Here is a 15,009-nt window from a genome sequence, read left to right as displayed (position 1 = left end):
GGCTGAGCCGCGGCCGGGGCGCCGCTCAGCCCTTCGGGATGCCGTACGCCCGCTCGACGCGCAGCCGCACCACCAGGCGGCGGTCGCGGACCATCGCGGCCCGGTAGTCGTCCCAGTCCGGGTGTTCGCCGAGGACGTCCCGGTAGAGCCGGATCAGCTCCTCCACCGTGTCGTCGTGCGGGTCGGCGGCGACCGGGGTCAGTTCGGCGGTGCCCTCGGCGACGGTGTACGCCCAGCGGTCGTCGCTGGTGACGTGGTACGAGGCGCGCGGGTCCCGGCGGAGGTTGCGGGTCTTGGCGCGGCCGTCGGTGACCGAGATCCGGATGATCCGCTCGTCGGGGTAGTAGGCGTGGCTGACGTTGGACAGCTGGGGGCGGCCGTCGCGCCGGAGGGTGACGAGTACGCCGGCGTGGCCTTCGGAGAGCAGGCCGAGCAGCGCGTCCTGCGAGGAGTCCTGGGTCATATCCGGGTCAACTCGTGCGGGCGCCCCGCGCATTCCCTGCCGCACGACGATCGGTAGACAGTGTCTACGGCGGCCTGGTAGACAGTGTCCATGACTGACTCCGACGCGGGCCTGCGGGCCCGGCTGGTCGACGTGGGCGTGGAACTGCTGGCCGCGGAGGGACCGCAGGCGCTGACCCTGCGGGAGATCGCCCGGCGCGCGGGCGTCTCGCACGGGGCGCCGCGCCGCTACTTCCCCACCCACCGCGAACTGCTGTCCGCCATCGCCCGGCGGGGCTTCGCCGAGCTGGCCGGGCGGGCGCAGGCGACGCTGGAGCGGGAGGCCGGCGGGCCCCGCGCCCGGGTGGCCGCGCTGGCGCGGACGTACCTGGAGTTCGCGCGGGAGCGGCCCGGCATGTACGAGCTGATGTTCCGTCACGATCTGCTGGACAGCGGGCAGTCGGGCCTGCGGGAGACGAGCCTCCCGCTGTTCTCGCTGCTGGCGGAGCTGATCGGCGCGGCGGACCCGGCTGCCGACGCCCGGCGGGTGGCGGCCGCGCTGTGGGCGAACCTGCACGGGATCGCCCAGCTGTGGCGCTGGCGCAGTCTCCAACTGGCGCTAGGCGACGAGGACTCGGGGGCACTGCTCGACGCCGTGCTGACCGCGCACCTCGGTCCCGGGGACGGGCGGTGAACCGGCCCTGGACGCTGGCGAGCAGCGTGGCGGGCGCGGTGATCGTCGCGCTGGACGGTACGGTCCTCACGGTCGCCCAGCCCAGCCTGCAAAGGGAGTTGCACGCGTCGTTCGCCCAGGTGCAGTGGACCAGCACCGGCTACCTCGTGGCGGTGGCGAGCCTGCTGGTGTTCGCCGGACGGCTCGGCGACCGGTACGGGCAGCGGCGGCTGTTCGGGATCGGCATGCTGGGCTTCGGCGCCGCCTCCGCCGGGATCGGCCTCGCGCCCGGGGTGGGCTGGGTGATCGGACTGCGGGTGGTGCAGGGCGTGTTCGGCGCGCTGCTGCAGCCGGCCACGCTGGGCATGCTGCGGGCCGCGTATCCCCCGGACCGGCTGGCGTCACCGCTGGCCGTGCGGACCGCCGCGATCGGGCTGGCGGCGGCAGCGGGGCCGCTGGTGGGCGGCGCTCTGGTGACCGGTCTGGGCTGGCGGGCGGTGTTCTTCGTCAACGTGCCGCCCGCGCTCGCCTTCGGCCTGCCAGCCCTGCTGCGGCCCGGCCGGCGCCCGGTACCCGCCCGGACCCCGCTGGACCTGCCCGGCGCCGTCCTGCTCGCGGTGACGCTGGGCTGCCTGGTGTACGCCGTCACGGCCCGGCCCGTCTCCGGGGCGGGTCTCGCCCTGTCCGCGGTGACGGCGGCCGTCCTCGTCCGGCACGAGCGGCGCACGGCGGGTCCGCTGCTGCCGCCGCGGGTGATCGGCTCCCGTGCGGTCGGGGCGGCGCTCGGGGTCCTGGTCGCCGTCTCCGCGTCCCTGTTCGGCACCCTGTTCGTCGCCACGTACGTCCTGCAGCGCCGCCTCGGCCTCGATCCGTTCGGCAGCGCCCTGCGCAGCCTGCCGCTCGCGGTGCTCATGGTGCTGTCGGCCGCGCTGTGCCCCGCGCTGCTGCGCCGGTGCGGCGCCCGGGCGGCGACCGCGGGGGCCACGGCGGTGCTCGCGCTCGGCGTGCTCGTGCTGTCCGGGGCCACCGCCACGCCCGCCCTCGGCTGCGGGTTCGCGCTGCTGGGCGCCGGGTTCGGGACGGTGATGGTGGCGGCCACGCAGGTGGTCGTACGGCGGGCGGAGGTGGCGGCGGCCGGGGTGGCGGGCGGGCTGCAGCAGACCGCGCTGAACATCGGCCCCGCCGTGGGCGTGGCCGGCGCGACGGCACTGCTCACCGCCGGCCCCGGCCCGGCCCTGCTCGCCCTGGCGGCCCTCCCCGCCCTCGCCCTCCCCGCGACCCGCGCACTGCCGGGCCCACCCGGCACCGAGCCACCCGCCCACGCCCCGGACGAACCGGTCCCGGCGGGCGGTCCGGCACCACGATGAGCGGCGGGGCCGGAGGACCGGTGGGACAACCGCCCCGGCCACCCGGCGCCGTACCGCCCGCCCACGCCCCGGACGAACCGGTCCCGGCGGGCGGTCCGGCACCACGATGAGCGGCGGGGCCGGAGGACCGCCGACAGCCGCCCCCAGCAGGCATGCCGATCACCCACACCCCGACCGAGCCCAACCCGGCAGGCAGTCCCGCACCACGACGAGCCCGGGGCCGGAGCACCGCCCGGACAACCGCCCCGTACCCGCGCCGCCCCGGTCGGTCGTCGTCTCGGTCACACACGCCCCGGATGAACCGGTCCCGGTGGTGAGTCCTGCGCGACGATGAGGGGCGGGGCCGGCAGGGCGGCCGGGACGTACCGCTGACGACGCGACCGGAGGAGAGCGATGGCACAGCTGCGACAGGACGTGGAGCCGGCACAGGCGGGGCTGGACGCCGGGGCACTGGACCGCCTGGACCGGCACTTCGCCGGGCACGTCGACGCGGGCCGGCTGCCCGGCTACCTGGTGTCCGTGGCCCGCGGCGGCCGGGTCGCGCACCTGACCACGTACGGTCTGCGGGACGTGGCGGCCGGGCTGCCGGTCGAGACGGACACGCTGTGGCGGATCTACTCGATGACCAAGCCGGTCACCGCGGTCGCGGTGCTGCTGCTGGCCGAGGAGGGCCGGCTGTCCCTGGACGACCCGCTGGACCGTCATCTGCCCGCCTTCGCCGACCCCCGTGTGTACGTGGAGGGTTCGGGCGCCGACGTCCGTACCCGCCCGGCCGCCGGCCCGATCCTGATCCGGCACCTGCTCACCCACACCGCCGGCCTCACCTTCGGCTTCTACCACCGCCACCCCGTGGACGCGCTGTACCGCGAGGCCGGCCTGGAGTACTCGGTGCCGCCCGGCAAAGACCTCGCGGAGACCGTCGAGCTGTACGCGCGGCTGCCGCTGCAGTTCGACCCGGGCACCCGGTGGAACTACTCGGTCGCCTCCAACGTGCTGGGCCGGGTCGTCGAGGTGGTCTCCGGGCAGCCCCTGGACGCCTTCTTCACCGAGCGGATCCTGCGTCCGCTCGGCATGACCGACACCGGCTTCCACGTCACCCCCGAACAGGCGCCCCGCCTGGCCGAGATGTACGGCGAGACCGACGCGGGCGGGATCGAGCCGGCCCCGGGACTGCCGGTGCACGGCCGGCCCCGGTTCCTGTCCGGCAGCGGCGGCCTGGTCTCCTCCGCCCACGACTTCCACCGGTTCATGGAGCTGCTGCGCCGGGGCGGCGAGCTGGACGGCGTACGGCTGCTGGCCCCGCGGACGCTCGCCCTGATGACCCGCAACCAGCTGCCGGGCGGAGCCACCATCGGCTCGTTCGGCACGCCGGTCCACCGGGAACCGGGCAACGACGGCCTCGGCTTCGGCTTCAACGTCTCCGTCGTCACCGACCCGGCACGCACCCTCGCCCCGTCCCGCCTCGGCACCTACGGCTGGACCGGCGTGGCGACCACCGCGTTCTGGGTCGACCCGGCCCGGGACCTGACCGTGCAGTTCATGACCCAGGTGCGCCCGAAGAAGCTGAAGGTCTTCCCCGAGCTGCGGCGGCTGGTGCACGAGGCGGTGACGGACTGACCCGCCGGCCGGCTACTGCCCCAGGGTCAGCCTGAACTCCAGTCCCTCCCCCGCGAGTTCGGCGAGCCAGCGGTCCGCGCGCTGGGCGGTCTCCGCCGCCCGGTGCAGGCCGGCCGGCAGGCTGCCGTCCAGGATGTGCCGGACGCCGAGGGCCAGCGGGCGGGAGACGCAGCGGGCCATCGCGGACTCCTCGGCGTCACCGGTCGCGTCGAGCAGGTAGGCGCCGGTCCAGGGGCGGCCCGCGCCCGTGTCGACCTCCAGGGAGACGGAGAGCACCACCCGGTCGCGGTCGGCCCCGGTGGTGGGGTGGGCCGCCGCCAGCTCCCGGGCCAGCGCGGCGATCCGCTCGTCGTCGCCGGCCGTCAGCTCCTCGAAGACCGGCTGCCACGCCTTCAGCCAGCCGTCCAGCCGCAGGGTGCCCCGCACGAAGGTGCGCGGGGTCCAGGCGGCGGGCAGGTCGTACTGGGCGAGGAACGGGACACTGTCGCGGTTGGGGTACGCCTCGAACGTCTCGCCGCCCAGGACGAGCGGCCGGGTCGCCTCCCAGGGGCGCTCGGCCGTGGCCTCGACGCCGTCCTCCAGGTACCGCGCGGGCGAGCGCAGAGCGTTCAGCACGCCGAGCGGGGCCCAGCTGAAGCGGTAGCGGAACGCGTTCGGCACGGCCGGGACGCCGCCGCAGTAGGAGGTGAGCCGGTAGGCGGCCGGGGTGTGCTCGCCGATCCGGGCCCGGGCCCGGCCGATCAGGCTGTGCGCGAAGAGATGGTCGATGCCGGGGTCCAGGCCCGCCTCGGTGAGCACGACCACGCCCGCCGCCCGCGCCGCCGGCACCTGCTGTGCCAGCTCCGGCGACACGTAGCTGGAGCACGCGAAGTGCGCCCCGGCGCGCACGCAGGCGGCGAGCAGCCCGGCGTGCTCCGGCGCCGGCAGCATCGACACCACGGTGTCCCCGGGCTCCAGTGCGGCGGCGAGGGCGCCCGGGGTGAGGGCGCGGGGCTCGGCGCGGCCGGTCAGCCCCAGGCCGGCCAGGGCCTCGGCCGCCCGGTCGGCGGTGCGGTGCCACAGCAGGACCCGGCCGGCCGAGGCGCACAGCGCGGCCGTTCCGCTGCCGGTGGACAACCCGGCGCCGACCCAGTGGACGGTGCCGCTCGCCGGGACACGGCCGGTCACGACGGCCCCTCCTCTTCCCCGAGGCCGAGTTCGCGGCAGGCCTGGTGGAACCGGTCGAGACAGCGGCCCCAGGCGCCGCCCGGGCCGAACGCGAGCAGCTGCGGCAGCAGGGCCGCCGAGAAGTCGGTGCTGGACTCCCGGGGCAGCAGGGACGGCAGGTTGTCGATGGCGATCAGGTCCAGCGGCGGTTCCTCGCGCAGCCGGCGCACCGGCTCGGTCCAGTCCGTGGTGCGGTCGTAGACCGGCAGCACGTTGAACGGGGAGCCGACGTCGCAGGTGACGTCGCACACGGTGCGCAGCCGGCGGGCCGGGGAGTCCAGGTCCTCCTCGCGCAGGAACGGCGGGACCAGGCTGGTGGCGAGGACCGCGTTCACCAGCACGTCGTGCCCGAGCAGGGCGCGCCGGTCCAGGTCGCGGGTCTCCGCCAGGTCCCAGCGGGTCGCCTCGACGCCCGCCGTCCGGAAGGCGGCCGACGCGCCCCGGCCGCTGCGCCCGAGGGCGCCGATCACCAGCGCCGTGAACTCCGCGTCCCCGGCCCGGGGGCGCAGGGCGGCGTCCAGGTCGTCCTTGGCCGTCGGGGTGAGCGGCGCCGTCAGCCGGCCCCGGTGCCGGAGCACGGCGAGCGCGGCGCCCAGGTAGCCCGCCCAGAAGCCGAAGGCGGCCAGCCGGCGGCCCTCGTCGTCCACCAGGTACTCCAGGTCCAGCAGCGCCCCGCCGCCGGCCGCGAACCGGCGCAGCAGTGCGGCGGCGCCCGGCTGCCGTTTGTAGGCGTGCCCGAAGAAGATGTGCCGGTGCCGCAACTCGGCCGGTTCGTCGGGGAGTTCCTTCAGGCCGAGGATCACGGCGTCCCGGGGTGCGGTCACCCAGGAGCCCGCCGGGGCGCGGCGGCAGCCGGCCGCCTCGTACTCCTCGACGGGGAAGATCCGCTGCGGGGACTCCTCGACGGTCAGCGTCACTCCGCTGCCGACCAGCCGGCGGGCGTCGGCGGGCACGACGGGCGTGCGCCGTTCGGTCGTACGGGGCTCGTGGCGCAGCCACAGATGAAGCCGGGTCATACCAGGTTGGCCTCCGGACGCGGGGCGTCGGCCGCGAACCGGCCGGCGCGCAGGGGGCTGATGTCCACGAAGGGTACGCGGCCGAGGTACAGGTCGCGGACGATCTCGCCGACGGCGGGTCCCTGGAGGAAGCCGTGCCCGGAGAAGCCGGTTGCATACAGAAACCTGGATACCGTGGACGCCTCGCCGATCAGGGCGTTGTGGTCCGGGGTGATCTCGTACAGGCCGGCCCAGCCGCCGGTGCGGCGCAGCTCCAGCAGGGCGGGCGCGCGTTGCTGCATCGCCTCGGCGAGCCGCGGGATCCAGCGGTCGTGGGTGTCGGTGGCGAAGCCCGGCTTCTCGTCCGGGTCGGACATGCCGAGCAGCAGGCCGGGGCCTTCCCGGTGGAAGTAGAGGCTGGTGGTGAAGTCGATGGTCATGGGCAGCGTGGCCGGCAGGCCGGGCACCGGTTCGGTGACGGCGATCTGCCGGCGCAGCGGCCGTACCGGCAGGTCCACGCCCACCAAGGCGCCGACCGCCCGGGACCAGGCGCCGGCCGCGCAGATCACGGTGCCGGTCTCGATCCGGCCGAGGGTCGTGGCGACCGCGGTGATGGTGGCGCCGCGCAGTTCGATGCCGGTGACCTCGGTGTGGCGCAGGATGCGGGCGCCGTGGGCGCGGGCGGCCCGCGCGTAGCCGTGGACGACGGCCTCGGGGGTGCAGTGCCCGTCGTCCGGGGAGTACGCGGCGGCCAGCAGCCCGTCGGTGCGGATCAGCGGGGAGAGCCGGCGGGCCTCCCGGGGGGTGAGCAGGCGGCTGGGCACCCCGAGGGAGTTCTGCAGCCGCACGCCCGCCTCGAAGGAGGCCACCTGCCCGGGCGTGGAGAGCAGGAAGAGATAGCCGACCCGGTGCAGCCCGATGTCCTGCCCGACCTCCTCCTCGAAGCGGCCGAACGCCTCCAGGCTGCGCGCGCCGAGCTGGATGTTCAGCTCGTCGGAGAACTGCGCCCGTACGCCGCCGGCGGCTCTGGAGGTGGAGCCGGCGGCGAGTTCGTCCCGTTCGACGAGGACGACGTCCCGTACTCCGGCGCGCGCCAGGTGCCAGGCGATGCTCGTGCCCATCACCCCGCCGCCGACGATGACCGCATCGGCCCGAAGGTTCACCCGCCGCCTCCCTCACCGCGCCGCACACCTGTCGCCTGATCCTTTCCGGACGGCGGCCCGCCGAATCGGCGGCCGGGCGTCAGGAGCCGTGCGCGACGGCGTCCAGGTGCGGCAGGTGGTGGTCCATCCGCTCCCGCTTGGTCCGCAGGTAGGTGATGTTGCTCTCGCACGGCTCGATCAGCAGCGGCACCTGCTCGGCGACCTGGACGCCGTGCCGGACCAGCGCCTCCCGCTTGCGCGGGTTGTTGGACATCAGCCGTACCGAGCGCACCCCGAGGTCGCGCAGGATCTCGGCGGCCACGCGGTAGTCGCGGGCGTCGACCGGCAGGCCCAGCGCGAGGTTCGCCTCCACCGTGTCCAGGCCCTCCGCCTGCAGGGCCATCGCGCGCAGCTTGGCGAGCAGGCCGATGCCGCGGCCCTCGTGCCCCCTCAAGTAGACGACGATGCCGCTGCCTTCGGTGACCACGGCGCGCATCGCGGCCTCCAGCTGGTCCCCGCACTCGCAGTGCCGGGAGCCGAACGCGTCCCCGGTCAGGCACTCCGAGTGCAGCCGGACCAGCACGTTCTCGGCGCCGATCTCGCCGTACACCAGGGCCACTTGCTCGTCACCGCGGTCGTGGTCCAGGTAGCCGACCGCCTGGAATTTCCCGTACACGGTGGGCAGCGGTGCATTCACCACGCGTTCGGCGCCCGAACGCCGCGGGGACTTCGTGCCGAGTACGCCGATGTTGACGCCGGTGTTTTCTGTCATGATCTGATTCCTATAGCAGAGACGAAAGGCCGTGAAAAGATGAGTGGTTCGGGCGCGCGGGCGGTGTACGGGGCGGTGAGCGGCGTGATGCCGACGGACACCACGCAGGACGTACGGAGCCGGGGGGCGGGCGTTTCAGCACAGGTGGCCGTCCTTCCCGTGGGGAGTTTCGAACAGCACGGTCCGTTCCTTCCGCTGGCCACCGACACGCTGGTCGCCTGCGCCGTCGCGCGGGAGATCGCCGCCGCGTACCCGGTGCACCTCCTTCCGCCGGTGACCGTCTCCTGCTCGCACGAGCACGCGGCCTGGCCGGGGACGGTCAGCATCTCCGCGGTGACCCTGCACGCGGTGGTTTCGGACATCGCGGCGTCGCTGCGCCGCTCGGGCGTGGACGCGCTGGTCGTGGTCAACGGGCACGGCGGCAACTACGTGCTGGGCAACGTCGTCCAGGAGGCTTCCGCGCGCGGCGAGCGGATGGCGCTGTTCCCGGCCGCCGAGGACTGGGAGGCGGCACGGGAGCGGTCCGGGGTGGTCACCTCGCTGCTCACCGACATGCACGCGGGAGAAATCGAGACCTCGATTCTGCTGCACGCTCACCCCGAATTCGTCCGCCCTGGTCACGAGTCCGCCGATTTCACCGCCGACGACCGTCGTCATCTGCTCACCGTGGGAATGTCCGCCTATACCGAATCGGGCGTCATCGGCCGTCCTTCCCTCGGTTCGGCGGAAAAGGGAAAGGAACTGCTGGCGAGCCTCACGGAATCCTTCGAGCCGTATCTCGCGCTGCTCACCTCGCCCACGGGACGGAAGTAGCGCCGGGCGGACCTGCGGCCGGGACCCGTGGGGGCGGCCCCGGCCGGCAGGCCGTCACCGGGCACGAGGCCGTGCCCGGGGTCGGGGGTCGTGGTGCGGGTGCGTACGGTCCCGTACCAGCGCCACACCAGGACGGCGGCGCCGGGCAGGCTGGCCACGAGGCTGAGCACGCCGTAGACGACGGCGACCGCGACCCCGGTGTCCGCGCCGAGCCCCGCCGCGCCGAACGCCCAGGCGGTGACGCCCTCGCGGGGGCCGAAACCGCCGACGTTCAGCGGCAGTCCCATGGCGAGCAGGGCGAGCACCGCGAGCGGCAGCAGCACCGCGACCGGGGCGGCCGAGCCGGCGACCCGGGCCGCCACGACGAACATCAGCAGGTGCCCGGCGAGGACGATCGCGGAGGACAGCGCGACACCCGGGCCGCTGTGCCGCGACGCCAGGCCCCGGCGGGCCTCGCCGAGCGTGCGGCGCAGGGCGCCGCCGGTGCGGGCCGGCGGGCGGTTCATCCGGAGGGCGAGGACGACGGCGAGCGCGCCGACGGCGGCCAGGGCCGCGAGCGGGGCGAAGCCGCGGACGTCGGCGCGCACCGGGGACGGCAGGGTCAGCAGCACCGCCGCACCGGCCACGGCCAGCGCGAGCTGCCCGGCGACACGTTCGAGGACGACCGCCTTCACCCCGCGCCGGACGTCGCCCGCGCTCTGTCCGTGCCGGACCGCCCGGTGCACGTCGCCCAGGATCCCGCCGGGCAGGGCCGCGTTCAGGAACAGCGCCCGGTAGTAGTCGGCGACGGCGGGGCCCAGCGGGAGCCGCAGCCGCAGCCCCCGCGCCACCAGTTGCCAGCGCCAGGCGCTGAACACGGTGGTGACGCCGCCGATCGCCAGCGCGGCCAGCACCGTTGCCGTGTCGATCCGCCGCAGCCCGTCGACCAGCGCTCCGGTGCCGAGCCGCCACAGCAGGAACCCGAGGATGCCGGCCCCGGCGAGGGTGCCCAGCCGGGTGCGCAGCGCCGGGGAGCCGAGGCGCCGGGGGCTGGGGGCGGCCGGGGTCCCGGCCGCCTCGCAGGAGGGGGCCTCTCCGGCCGGCGCGGCAGGCGTGGCAGGCGTGGCAGGCGTGGGGGCGGTGTCGGCGGGAGTCACACCCGTGGGGGACGCGTTCGCCGGTGTCCCGTGCGCGGGGACGGCGTGCGCCGGCGTCCCGCCCGCACGGGGAGCGGCCGTCGGCGCCGGGCCCGCACCGCGCGTGCCCGCCGGGCCGGTTCCCGGCGCCACGCGCGCGCGTACCGCCTCCGGCACCCTCCTCGTTCCCGCCGTCGCGGCCCGGCCGGTCACGGTGTGCCGCCCTTCGGGCGGGGCAGGGCGAGGAGGTCGCTGTGGTGGAGGGTGACCCGCAGGGTGCCGGACGCGCAGGCGGCGAGCCGCTCGTCCAGGTAGCGCTCGGCGCGCTCGCGCAGCTCCGGGCGCTGTTCGACGGCCGCGCCCACCCAGCCGCGCAGCCACTGCTCGGTGAGTGCCCGCTGCCCGGGGCCGAGCCGCCACGGGCTCGGGTGCAGCCGGACCGTCGCCCCGCGCTCGGCGAACGCCTCGCAGGTCACGGTGACCGCGTCCGGGCCGAGCAGCCCGTCGCGCCGCTGGTGGGCGTTGAACGCCTCGGCGATCTCGGCGTCGAGGGGGTCCCCGGGGGTGAGGTCGACGCGTCCGGCGACGGAGAGGGTGAGCAGGGCCGGGCAGCCGGCGCCGGCGCAGGCGTCCGCCAGGGTCTCGACGTCGTCCGGGGTGAGGACGTCGAGCAGCGCGGACGCGGTCACCAGCGAGGCCCCGGCCAGCGCGTCCGGGGTGAGCCGGGCGACGTCGCCGCGCCGGGTCTCCACCGTGACGCGGCTGCCGTCGGCGGCGGAGCGCGGGGAGCCGACCGCGGCGAAGTGCAGCAGGTAGGGGTCGCGGTCGTGCAGGATCCAGTGCTGGGCGCCGTCCAGGCGGGGCGCGAGCCAGCGGCCCATGGAGCCGGTGCCGCAGCCCAGGTCGTGCACGACCAGTCCGCCCGAGCGGCCCGGCAGGTTGGCCAGCCGGATCCGCAGGGGGTCGAGGAGTTCCGGCGAACGGGCCGCCGCGTCGGCGTCTTCCCGCAGCTGGAGCCACTCGGGCGCGTACCGCGGCGGTTCCTGCGGATCCTCGTCCCGCAGCCGTACGGTGGCCCGTTCGCCGGGGCGGCCCACGGGTCCGGCACCGGCGATGACGGAGGCGACGGCGCCCGTGCCGGGCTCCCCGCCGTCCGCCGCCGGGTCGTCCTCGCTCCGGGTCCTCGTGGTCTCCGGCACGGACTCCCCCTCCCCTGGCCCGGGCTGAGCCGGGATCAACCCCTGCGAACCGGACCGGGCCGGCACCGCCTCGTCCTTGCGCACCGTGCTCATGCCGCCCTCCTCGGGGGTTCCGGGAGCCGCCCGAGGACTCCCGCCAGGCTGCGGGCGGTGGTCGCCCAGCCGTCGAGCGCGGCGCGCCGCGCGCGGGCCGCGGCCTTGAGGCGGCGGCGTACGTCGGGTTCGCCGAACCAGCCGCGCAGTTCGGCGGCGAGCGCGGCCGGGTCCTCCGGCGGCACGAGGATGCCGGGCACCCCGCCGTCCGGTGCGCGGCCGACCGCCTCGGGCAGGCCGCCGACGTCGGTGGCGAGGACCGGGATGCCCCGGGCGAGGGCCTCGGTGACCGCCATGCCGTAGGTCTCGGCGTAGGAGGTGAGGACCATCAGGTCGGCCGCGGCGTAGGAGGCGTCGAGGGCGGCGCCGGAGCGCGGGCCGGTCAGGTGCAGGCGGTCGGCGAGGCCGTGCCGGGCGATCAGTTCCCGCAGGTGGGCGACGTACGCGGGGTCGTGGCCGAGGCCGCCGACGCACTCGCAGGTCCACGGCAGGTCCCGGACCGCCGCGAGCGCCTCGACCAGCCGGTGCTGGCCCTTGCGCGGGGTCACGGCGGCCACGCACAGCAGCCGGGAGACGCCGTCGGTGCCGGGTGCGAGGGGTGCGATGTCGGCGCCGGGCGCGGCCGTGTGCACCCGGTCGGGGGCGAGGCCGTGGTGGGCGACGAGCCGGCGGACCGCCCAGTCGCTGGTGGCGATCACCGCGCCCGCGGCCCGCAGCACCGCCCGTTCGCGGGCGTCCAGGTCGGCGGCGACGGCGGGGTCCAGGCCGGTCTCGTCGCCGAGCGGCAGGTGGACGAGGACGGCGAGCCGCAGCCGTGCGGCCTCGGGGACGACGATCTCCGGGACGCCGCAGGCGACGAGGCCGTCGAGGAGTACGACCGAGTCGTCCGGCAGGTCCCGCAGGGTGCGGGCGAGCCGCTCGCGGGCGGCGCCGTCCGGGCGCGGCCAGCCGCCGGGCACGGCGTGCCGGACGGCCTGCCAGCCGAAGCCGGGCAGGTCCAGGCAGACCCGGCGGTCGTAGGCGTTGCCGCCGCTGGGCGCGGCCGGGTCGTCGACGCCGCCCGGCATCACGAAGTGCACGGTGCGCAGGGACATGGGGATGATTCCGGCATTCTCGGCGGCGGCGGGCTGTGCGGGCACGTAGGTGAGGCGCGCCCGCTCCACGGTCAGGTCGGTCACAGGCCACGCTCGTAACTCGCCCAGGCGATGTGCGACTCGTGCAGGGTGACGGTGATCCCGTCGAGGCCCTTGGCGCCCTCGCCGAGGGCGCCCTTCCCGATCCGCTCGGCGAGCCGGTCGGCGATGACCTTGGCGAGGAACTCGGTGGACGTGTTGACGCCCTTGAAGTCGGGTTCCTCGTCGAGGTTGCGGTAGTTCAGTTCGGCGGTGACGGCGGCCAGTTCCCGGGTGGCCAGGCCGATGTCGACCACGATGTTGTCCTCGTCCAGCTCCCGGCGGCGGAACGTCGCGTCCACGAGGAACGTGGCGCCGTGCAGTCGCTGCGCGGGCCCGAACACCTCGCCGCGGAAGCTGTGGGCGATCATGATGTGATCGCGGACGGTGATGCTGAACAACGGACGACCCTCCAGGTGCGGCGCGTCTGGTCCCCCGGCCTTGCCCGCCGGGGGATGCCGTGTAGTACGGCTCTTCGCTTCCCCGTGTTCAGCCGTTCCTCACTCTTTTCTCAGGTCAGGCCGGTCTCCGGGTACCGCACCCGGTGGCACAGGGCGGGGATCGCACCCGACGCCAGCCGGGGCATGACGGAAGGGAGTTCCTCGAAAGCGCTCTCCCCGGTGATGAGCGCGTCCAGCGCGGGGTCGGCGAGCAGGTCCAGGGCGAGCGCCATCCGGTCGGCGTAGGTGCGGCCGGCGCGGGCGGCCGGGGAGACGGTGCCGACCTGGCTGCTGCGCACGGTGAGCCGCCGGGAGTGGAAGGCCTCGCCGAGCGGCAGGGCCACGCTGCGGTCGCCGTACCAGCTCAGCTCGACGACGGTGCCCTCCGGGGCGAGGAGTTGCAGGGCGCGGGTGAGGCCGGCCTCGGTGGCGCTGGCGTGCACGACGAGGTCGCAGTCGCCGAGGGCGTCGGCGGGGGCGGCGAAGTCCACGCCGAGCGCCTCGGCGGTCTCGGCGCGGGCGGGGTCGGCGTCGACCAGCTGGAGGCGGACGCCGGGGAAGCGGGCGAGCAGCGCGGTCACCGCGCAGCCGACCATGCCGCCGCCGACCACCGCGATCCGGTCGCCGATCAGCGGGCGCGCGTCCCACAGGGCGTTCACGGCGGTCTCGACGGTGCCGGCGAGGACGGCCCGTGCGGCGGGCACCCGCTCGGGCACCACGGTGACGGCGCTCACCGGAACGACGTAACGGCTCTGGTGCGGATACAGGCAGAAGACCGTACGGCCGGTCAGCTCAGCCGGGCCCTGCTCGACCACGCCGACGCTCAGGTAGCCGTACTTCACCGGGCCCGGGAAGTCGCCCTCCTGGAACGGCGCCCGCATCACGGCGTGTTGGCTGTCCGGCACCCCGCCGCGGAAGACCAGCGTCTCCGTGCCCCGGCTCACCCCGGAGTACAGCGCGCGCACCAGGACCTCGTCCGCGGCGGGCTCCGCGAGGGTGACGTCGCGCAGCTCTCCGTGGCCGGGCGAGCGGAGCCAGAACGCGCGGGCCGACCGGTTCATCGGCATCCTCCTGAACGATCGGGAAGTTGTTCACGTACCGAGTTGTGCACAGGCCGCGCACAGTACGCGGCGTTGATCGACTCTGTCACTCGGCCGGAGGGTGTGCGGTGGCCCTGAACAACACGTATGACGCGAGGCTCCAGCAGGAGACCGCTGTGGGAGCGGGCGTGCAGATCCTGCTGCTGGCCCTGCTCGGCTCGGCGATCGGCATGGGGCCGGTCGGCTGGCTGACGGGACTCGTGTTCGCGTTCGCCACCTGGGCGGTCCTCTCCCGGGCCGTGCACCGCTCCCGGCTGCGCTCCTTCGGCCCCGCGAACCGGGTCACGCTCGGCCGGTCCATCCTGGTCGGCGGGGTGACCGCGCTGGTCGCGGACTCCTTCGAGAGCGCGCCGCCGGTGACGCTGCTGGTCGCGCTCACCGCGGTGGCGCTGCTGCTGGACGGCGTGGACGGCAAGGTCGCCCGCCGCACCGGGACCTCCTCCGCGCTCGGCGCGCGCTTCGACATGGAGGTCGACGCGTTCCTGATCCTGGTGCTGAGCGTGTACGTGTCGGCGCAGCTCGGGCCGTGGGTGCTGCTGATCGGCGGCATGCGATACGCGTTCGTCGCCGCGGCCCGGGTCGCGCCGTGGCTGACGGCGCCGCTGCCGCCGTCGTTCGCCCGCAAGACCGTCGCCGCGGTGCAGGGCGTGTGCCTGCTCGTGGCGGGCGCGGAGCTGCTGCCCGGGCCGGTGAACCTCGCGATCGTGCTGCTGGCGCTGGGCTCGCTGGTGTGGTCCTTCGGCCGGGACGTCGCGTGGCTGTGGCGGAACGCGCGGATGCCGGTGGTGGTGCCGGCCGAGCAGCCGCAGCTGCTGGAGCTGGCGGCGCGCTGAGCGACGGGCAGGAAGGGCCCGGACCGGCAAC

General features: G+C 75.6%; 14 protein-coding genes and 1 pseudogene. 5 read left to right on the top strand and 10 right to left on the bottom strand.

All coding sequences use genetic code 11. The features are described from left to right. Positions 1-25 precede the first annotated feature (25 nt). On the bottom strand, positions 26-463 hold the full coding sequence (locus ABZ923_RS38435; protein ID WP_361482073.1) for a PPOX class F420-dependent oxidoreductase: 438 nt from the start codon (positions 461-463) through the stop codon (positions 26-28). Between the two features lie 90 nt (positions 464-553). Here ABZ923_RS38435 and ABZ923_RS38430 point away from each other — a divergent pair, with 90 nt between their 5' ends. The 3 genes from ABZ923_RS38430 (at position 554) to ABZ923_RS38420 (ending at position 4,098) form a co-directional block, all read left to right on the top strand. Continuing rightward, positions 554-1,135 (top strand): TetR/AcrR family transcriptional regulator, encoded by a 582-nt coding sequence (locus ABZ923_RS38430; protein ID WP_361482070.1) that lies wholly within the window; start codon positions 554-556, stop codon positions 1,133-1,135. Then, complete coding sequence (locus tag ABZ923_RS38425) at positions 1,132-2,481, top strand: MFS transporter (RefSeq protein WP_361482067.1); 1,350 nt, start codon at positions 1,132-1,134, stop codon at positions 2,479-2,481. The genes ABZ923_RS38430 and ABZ923_RS38425 overlap by 4 nt, the downstream gene beginning before the upstream one ends. A 393-nt stretch (positions 2,482-2,874) precedes the next feature. After that, positions 2,875-4,098, top strand: a complete 1,224-nt coding sequence (locus ABZ923_RS38420; protein WP_361482064.1) for a serine hydrolase domain-containing protein — start codon at positions 2,875-2,877, stop codon at positions 4,096-4,098. A gap of 12 nt (positions 4,099-4,110) precedes the next feature. Here ABZ923_RS38420 and ABZ923_RS38415 read toward each other — a convergent pair whose 3' ends face one another. From ABZ923_RS38415 to ribA, 4 genes are all read right to left on the bottom strand, one after another. Beyond that, the gene (locus ABZ923_RS38415) at positions 4,111-5,265 is read right to left on the bottom strand and encodes a saccharopine dehydrogenase family protein (protein WP_361482061.1); all 1,155 of its coding nucleotides are present in this window, start codon (positions 5,263-5,265) and stop codon (positions 4,111-4,113) included. After that, positions 5,262-6,320 carry a saccharopine dehydrogenase gene (locus ABZ923_RS38410; RefSeq protein WP_361482058.1) on the bottom strand — a complete coding sequence of 353 codons (1,059 nt, stop codon included), beginning with the start codon at positions 6,318-6,320 and terminating at the stop codon, positions 5,262-5,264. The genes ABZ923_RS38415 and ABZ923_RS38410 overlap by 4 nt, the downstream gene beginning before the upstream one ends. Then, positions 6,317-7,462 carry an FAD-binding oxidoreductase gene (locus ABZ923_RS38405; protein WP_361482055.1) on the bottom strand — a complete coding sequence of 382 codons (1,146 nt, stop codon included), beginning with the start codon at positions 7,460-7,462 and terminating at the stop codon, positions 6,317-6,319. The genes ABZ923_RS38410 and ABZ923_RS38405 overlap by 4 nt, the downstream gene beginning before the upstream one ends. Positions 7,463-7,541: 79 nt before the next feature. After that, positions 7,542-8,213 carry a GTP cyclohydrolase II gene (gene ribA, locus ABZ923_RS38400; RefSeq protein WP_358636957.1) on the bottom strand — a complete coding sequence of 224 codons (672 nt, stop codon included), beginning with the start codon at positions 8,211-8,213 and terminating at the stop codon, positions 7,542-7,544. Between the two features lie 39 nt (positions 8,214-8,252). Between ribA and ABZ923_RS38395 the strand changes: the two genes are divergently transcribed. Continuing rightward, complete coding sequence (locus ABZ923_RS38395; RefSeq protein WP_361482051.1) at positions 8,253-9,026, top strand: creatininase family protein; 774 nt, start codon at positions 8,253-8,255, stop codon at positions 9,024-9,026. A 152-nt stretch (positions 9,027-9,178) separates the two neighbouring features. Here ABZ923_RS38395 and ABZ923_RS38390 read toward each other — a convergent pair. The 5 genes and pseudogenes from ABZ923_RS38390 to ABZ923_RS38370 form a co-directional block, all read right to left on the bottom strand. Then, positions 9,179-10,162: pseudogene (locus ABZ923_RS38390) on the bottom strand (lysylphosphatidylglycerol synthase transmembrane domain-containing protein); the annotation flags it as partial. A 188-nt stretch (positions 10,163-10,350) separates the two neighbouring features. Beyond that, complete coding sequence (locus tag ABZ923_RS38385) at positions 10,351-11,433, bottom strand: class I SAM-dependent methyltransferase (RefSeq protein WP_361482048.1); 1,083 nt, start codon at positions 11,431-11,433, stop codon at positions 10,351-10,353. After that, positions 11,430-12,611, bottom strand: a complete 1,182-nt coding sequence (locus tag ABZ923_RS38380; protein ID WP_361482045.1) for a glycosyltransferase family 4 protein — start codon at positions 12,609-12,611, stop codon at positions 11,430-11,432. Before ABZ923_RS38380 ends, ABZ923_RS38385 begins: the two co-directional genes overlap by 4 nt. Further along, complete coding sequence (locus ABZ923_RS38375) at positions 12,608-13,006, bottom strand: 6-carboxytetrahydropterin synthase (RefSeq protein WP_361482042.1); 399 nt, start codon at positions 13,004-13,006, stop codon at positions 12,608-12,610. The genes ABZ923_RS38380 and ABZ923_RS38375 overlap by 4 nt, the downstream gene beginning before the upstream one ends. A gap of 110 nt (positions 13,007-13,116) precedes the next feature. After that, the gene (locus tag ABZ923_RS38370; RefSeq protein ID WP_361482039.1) at positions 13,117-14,106 is read right to left on the bottom strand and encodes a dehydrogenase; all 990 of its coding nucleotides are present in this window, start codon (positions 14,104-14,106) and stop codon (positions 13,117-13,119) included. Between the two features lie 107 nt (positions 14,107-14,213). Between ABZ923_RS38370 and ABZ923_RS38365 the strand changes: the two genes are divergently transcribed. Next, the gene (locus ABZ923_RS38365; protein WP_361482036.1) at positions 14,214-14,978 is read left to right on the top strand and encodes a CDP-alcohol phosphatidyltransferase family protein; all 765 of its coding nucleotides are present in this window, start codon (positions 14,214-14,216) and stop codon (positions 14,976-14,978) included. The last annotated feature ends 31 nt before the right edge of the window (positions 14,979-15,009 follow it).

Origin of the sequence: Streptomyces sp. NPDC046881, from assembly GCF_040645015.1 — a bacterium.
In the GTDB taxonomy this organism is placed as follows: domain Bacteria; phylum Actinomycetota; class Actinomycetes; order Streptomycetales; family Streptomycetaceae; genus Streptomyces.
Note: the sequence above shows the minus strand (reverse complement) of the source record. Positions and strands in the feature narration are given on the sequence as shown.

Coding starts and splice junctions, on each gene's coding strand:
- ABZ923_RS38410 (WP_361482058.1), bottom strand. CDS start 6,320: ATGACCCGGCTTCATCTGTGGCTGCGCCACGAGCCCCGTACGACCGAA.
- ABZ923_RS38395 (WP_361482051.1), top strand. CDS start 8,253: ATGAGTGGTTCGGGCGCGCGGGCGGTGTACGGGGCGGTGAGCGGCGTG.
- ABZ923_RS38385 (WP_361482048.1), bottom strand. CDS start 11,433: ATGAGCACGGTGCGCAAGGACGAGGCGGTGCCGGCCCGGTCCGGTTCG.
- ABZ923_RS38435 (WP_361482073.1), bottom strand. CDS start 463: ATGACCCAGGACTCCTCGCAGGACGCGCTGCTCGGCCTGCTCTCCGAA.
- ABZ923_RS38430 (WP_361482070.1), top strand. CDS start 554: ATGACTGACTCCGACGCGGGCCTGCGGGCCCGGCTGGTCGACGTGGGC.
- ABZ923_RS38420 (WP_361482064.1), top strand. CDS start 2,875: ATGGCACAGCTGCGACAGGACGTGGAGCCGGCACAGGCGGGGCTGGAC.
- ABZ923_RS38370 (WP_361482039.1), bottom strand. CDS start 14,106: ATGAACCGGTCGGCCCGCGCGTTCTGGCTCCGCTCGCCCGGCCACGGA.
- ribA (WP_358636957.1), bottom strand. CDS start 8,213: ATGACAGAAAACACCGGCGTCAACATCGGCGTACTCGGCACGAAGTCC.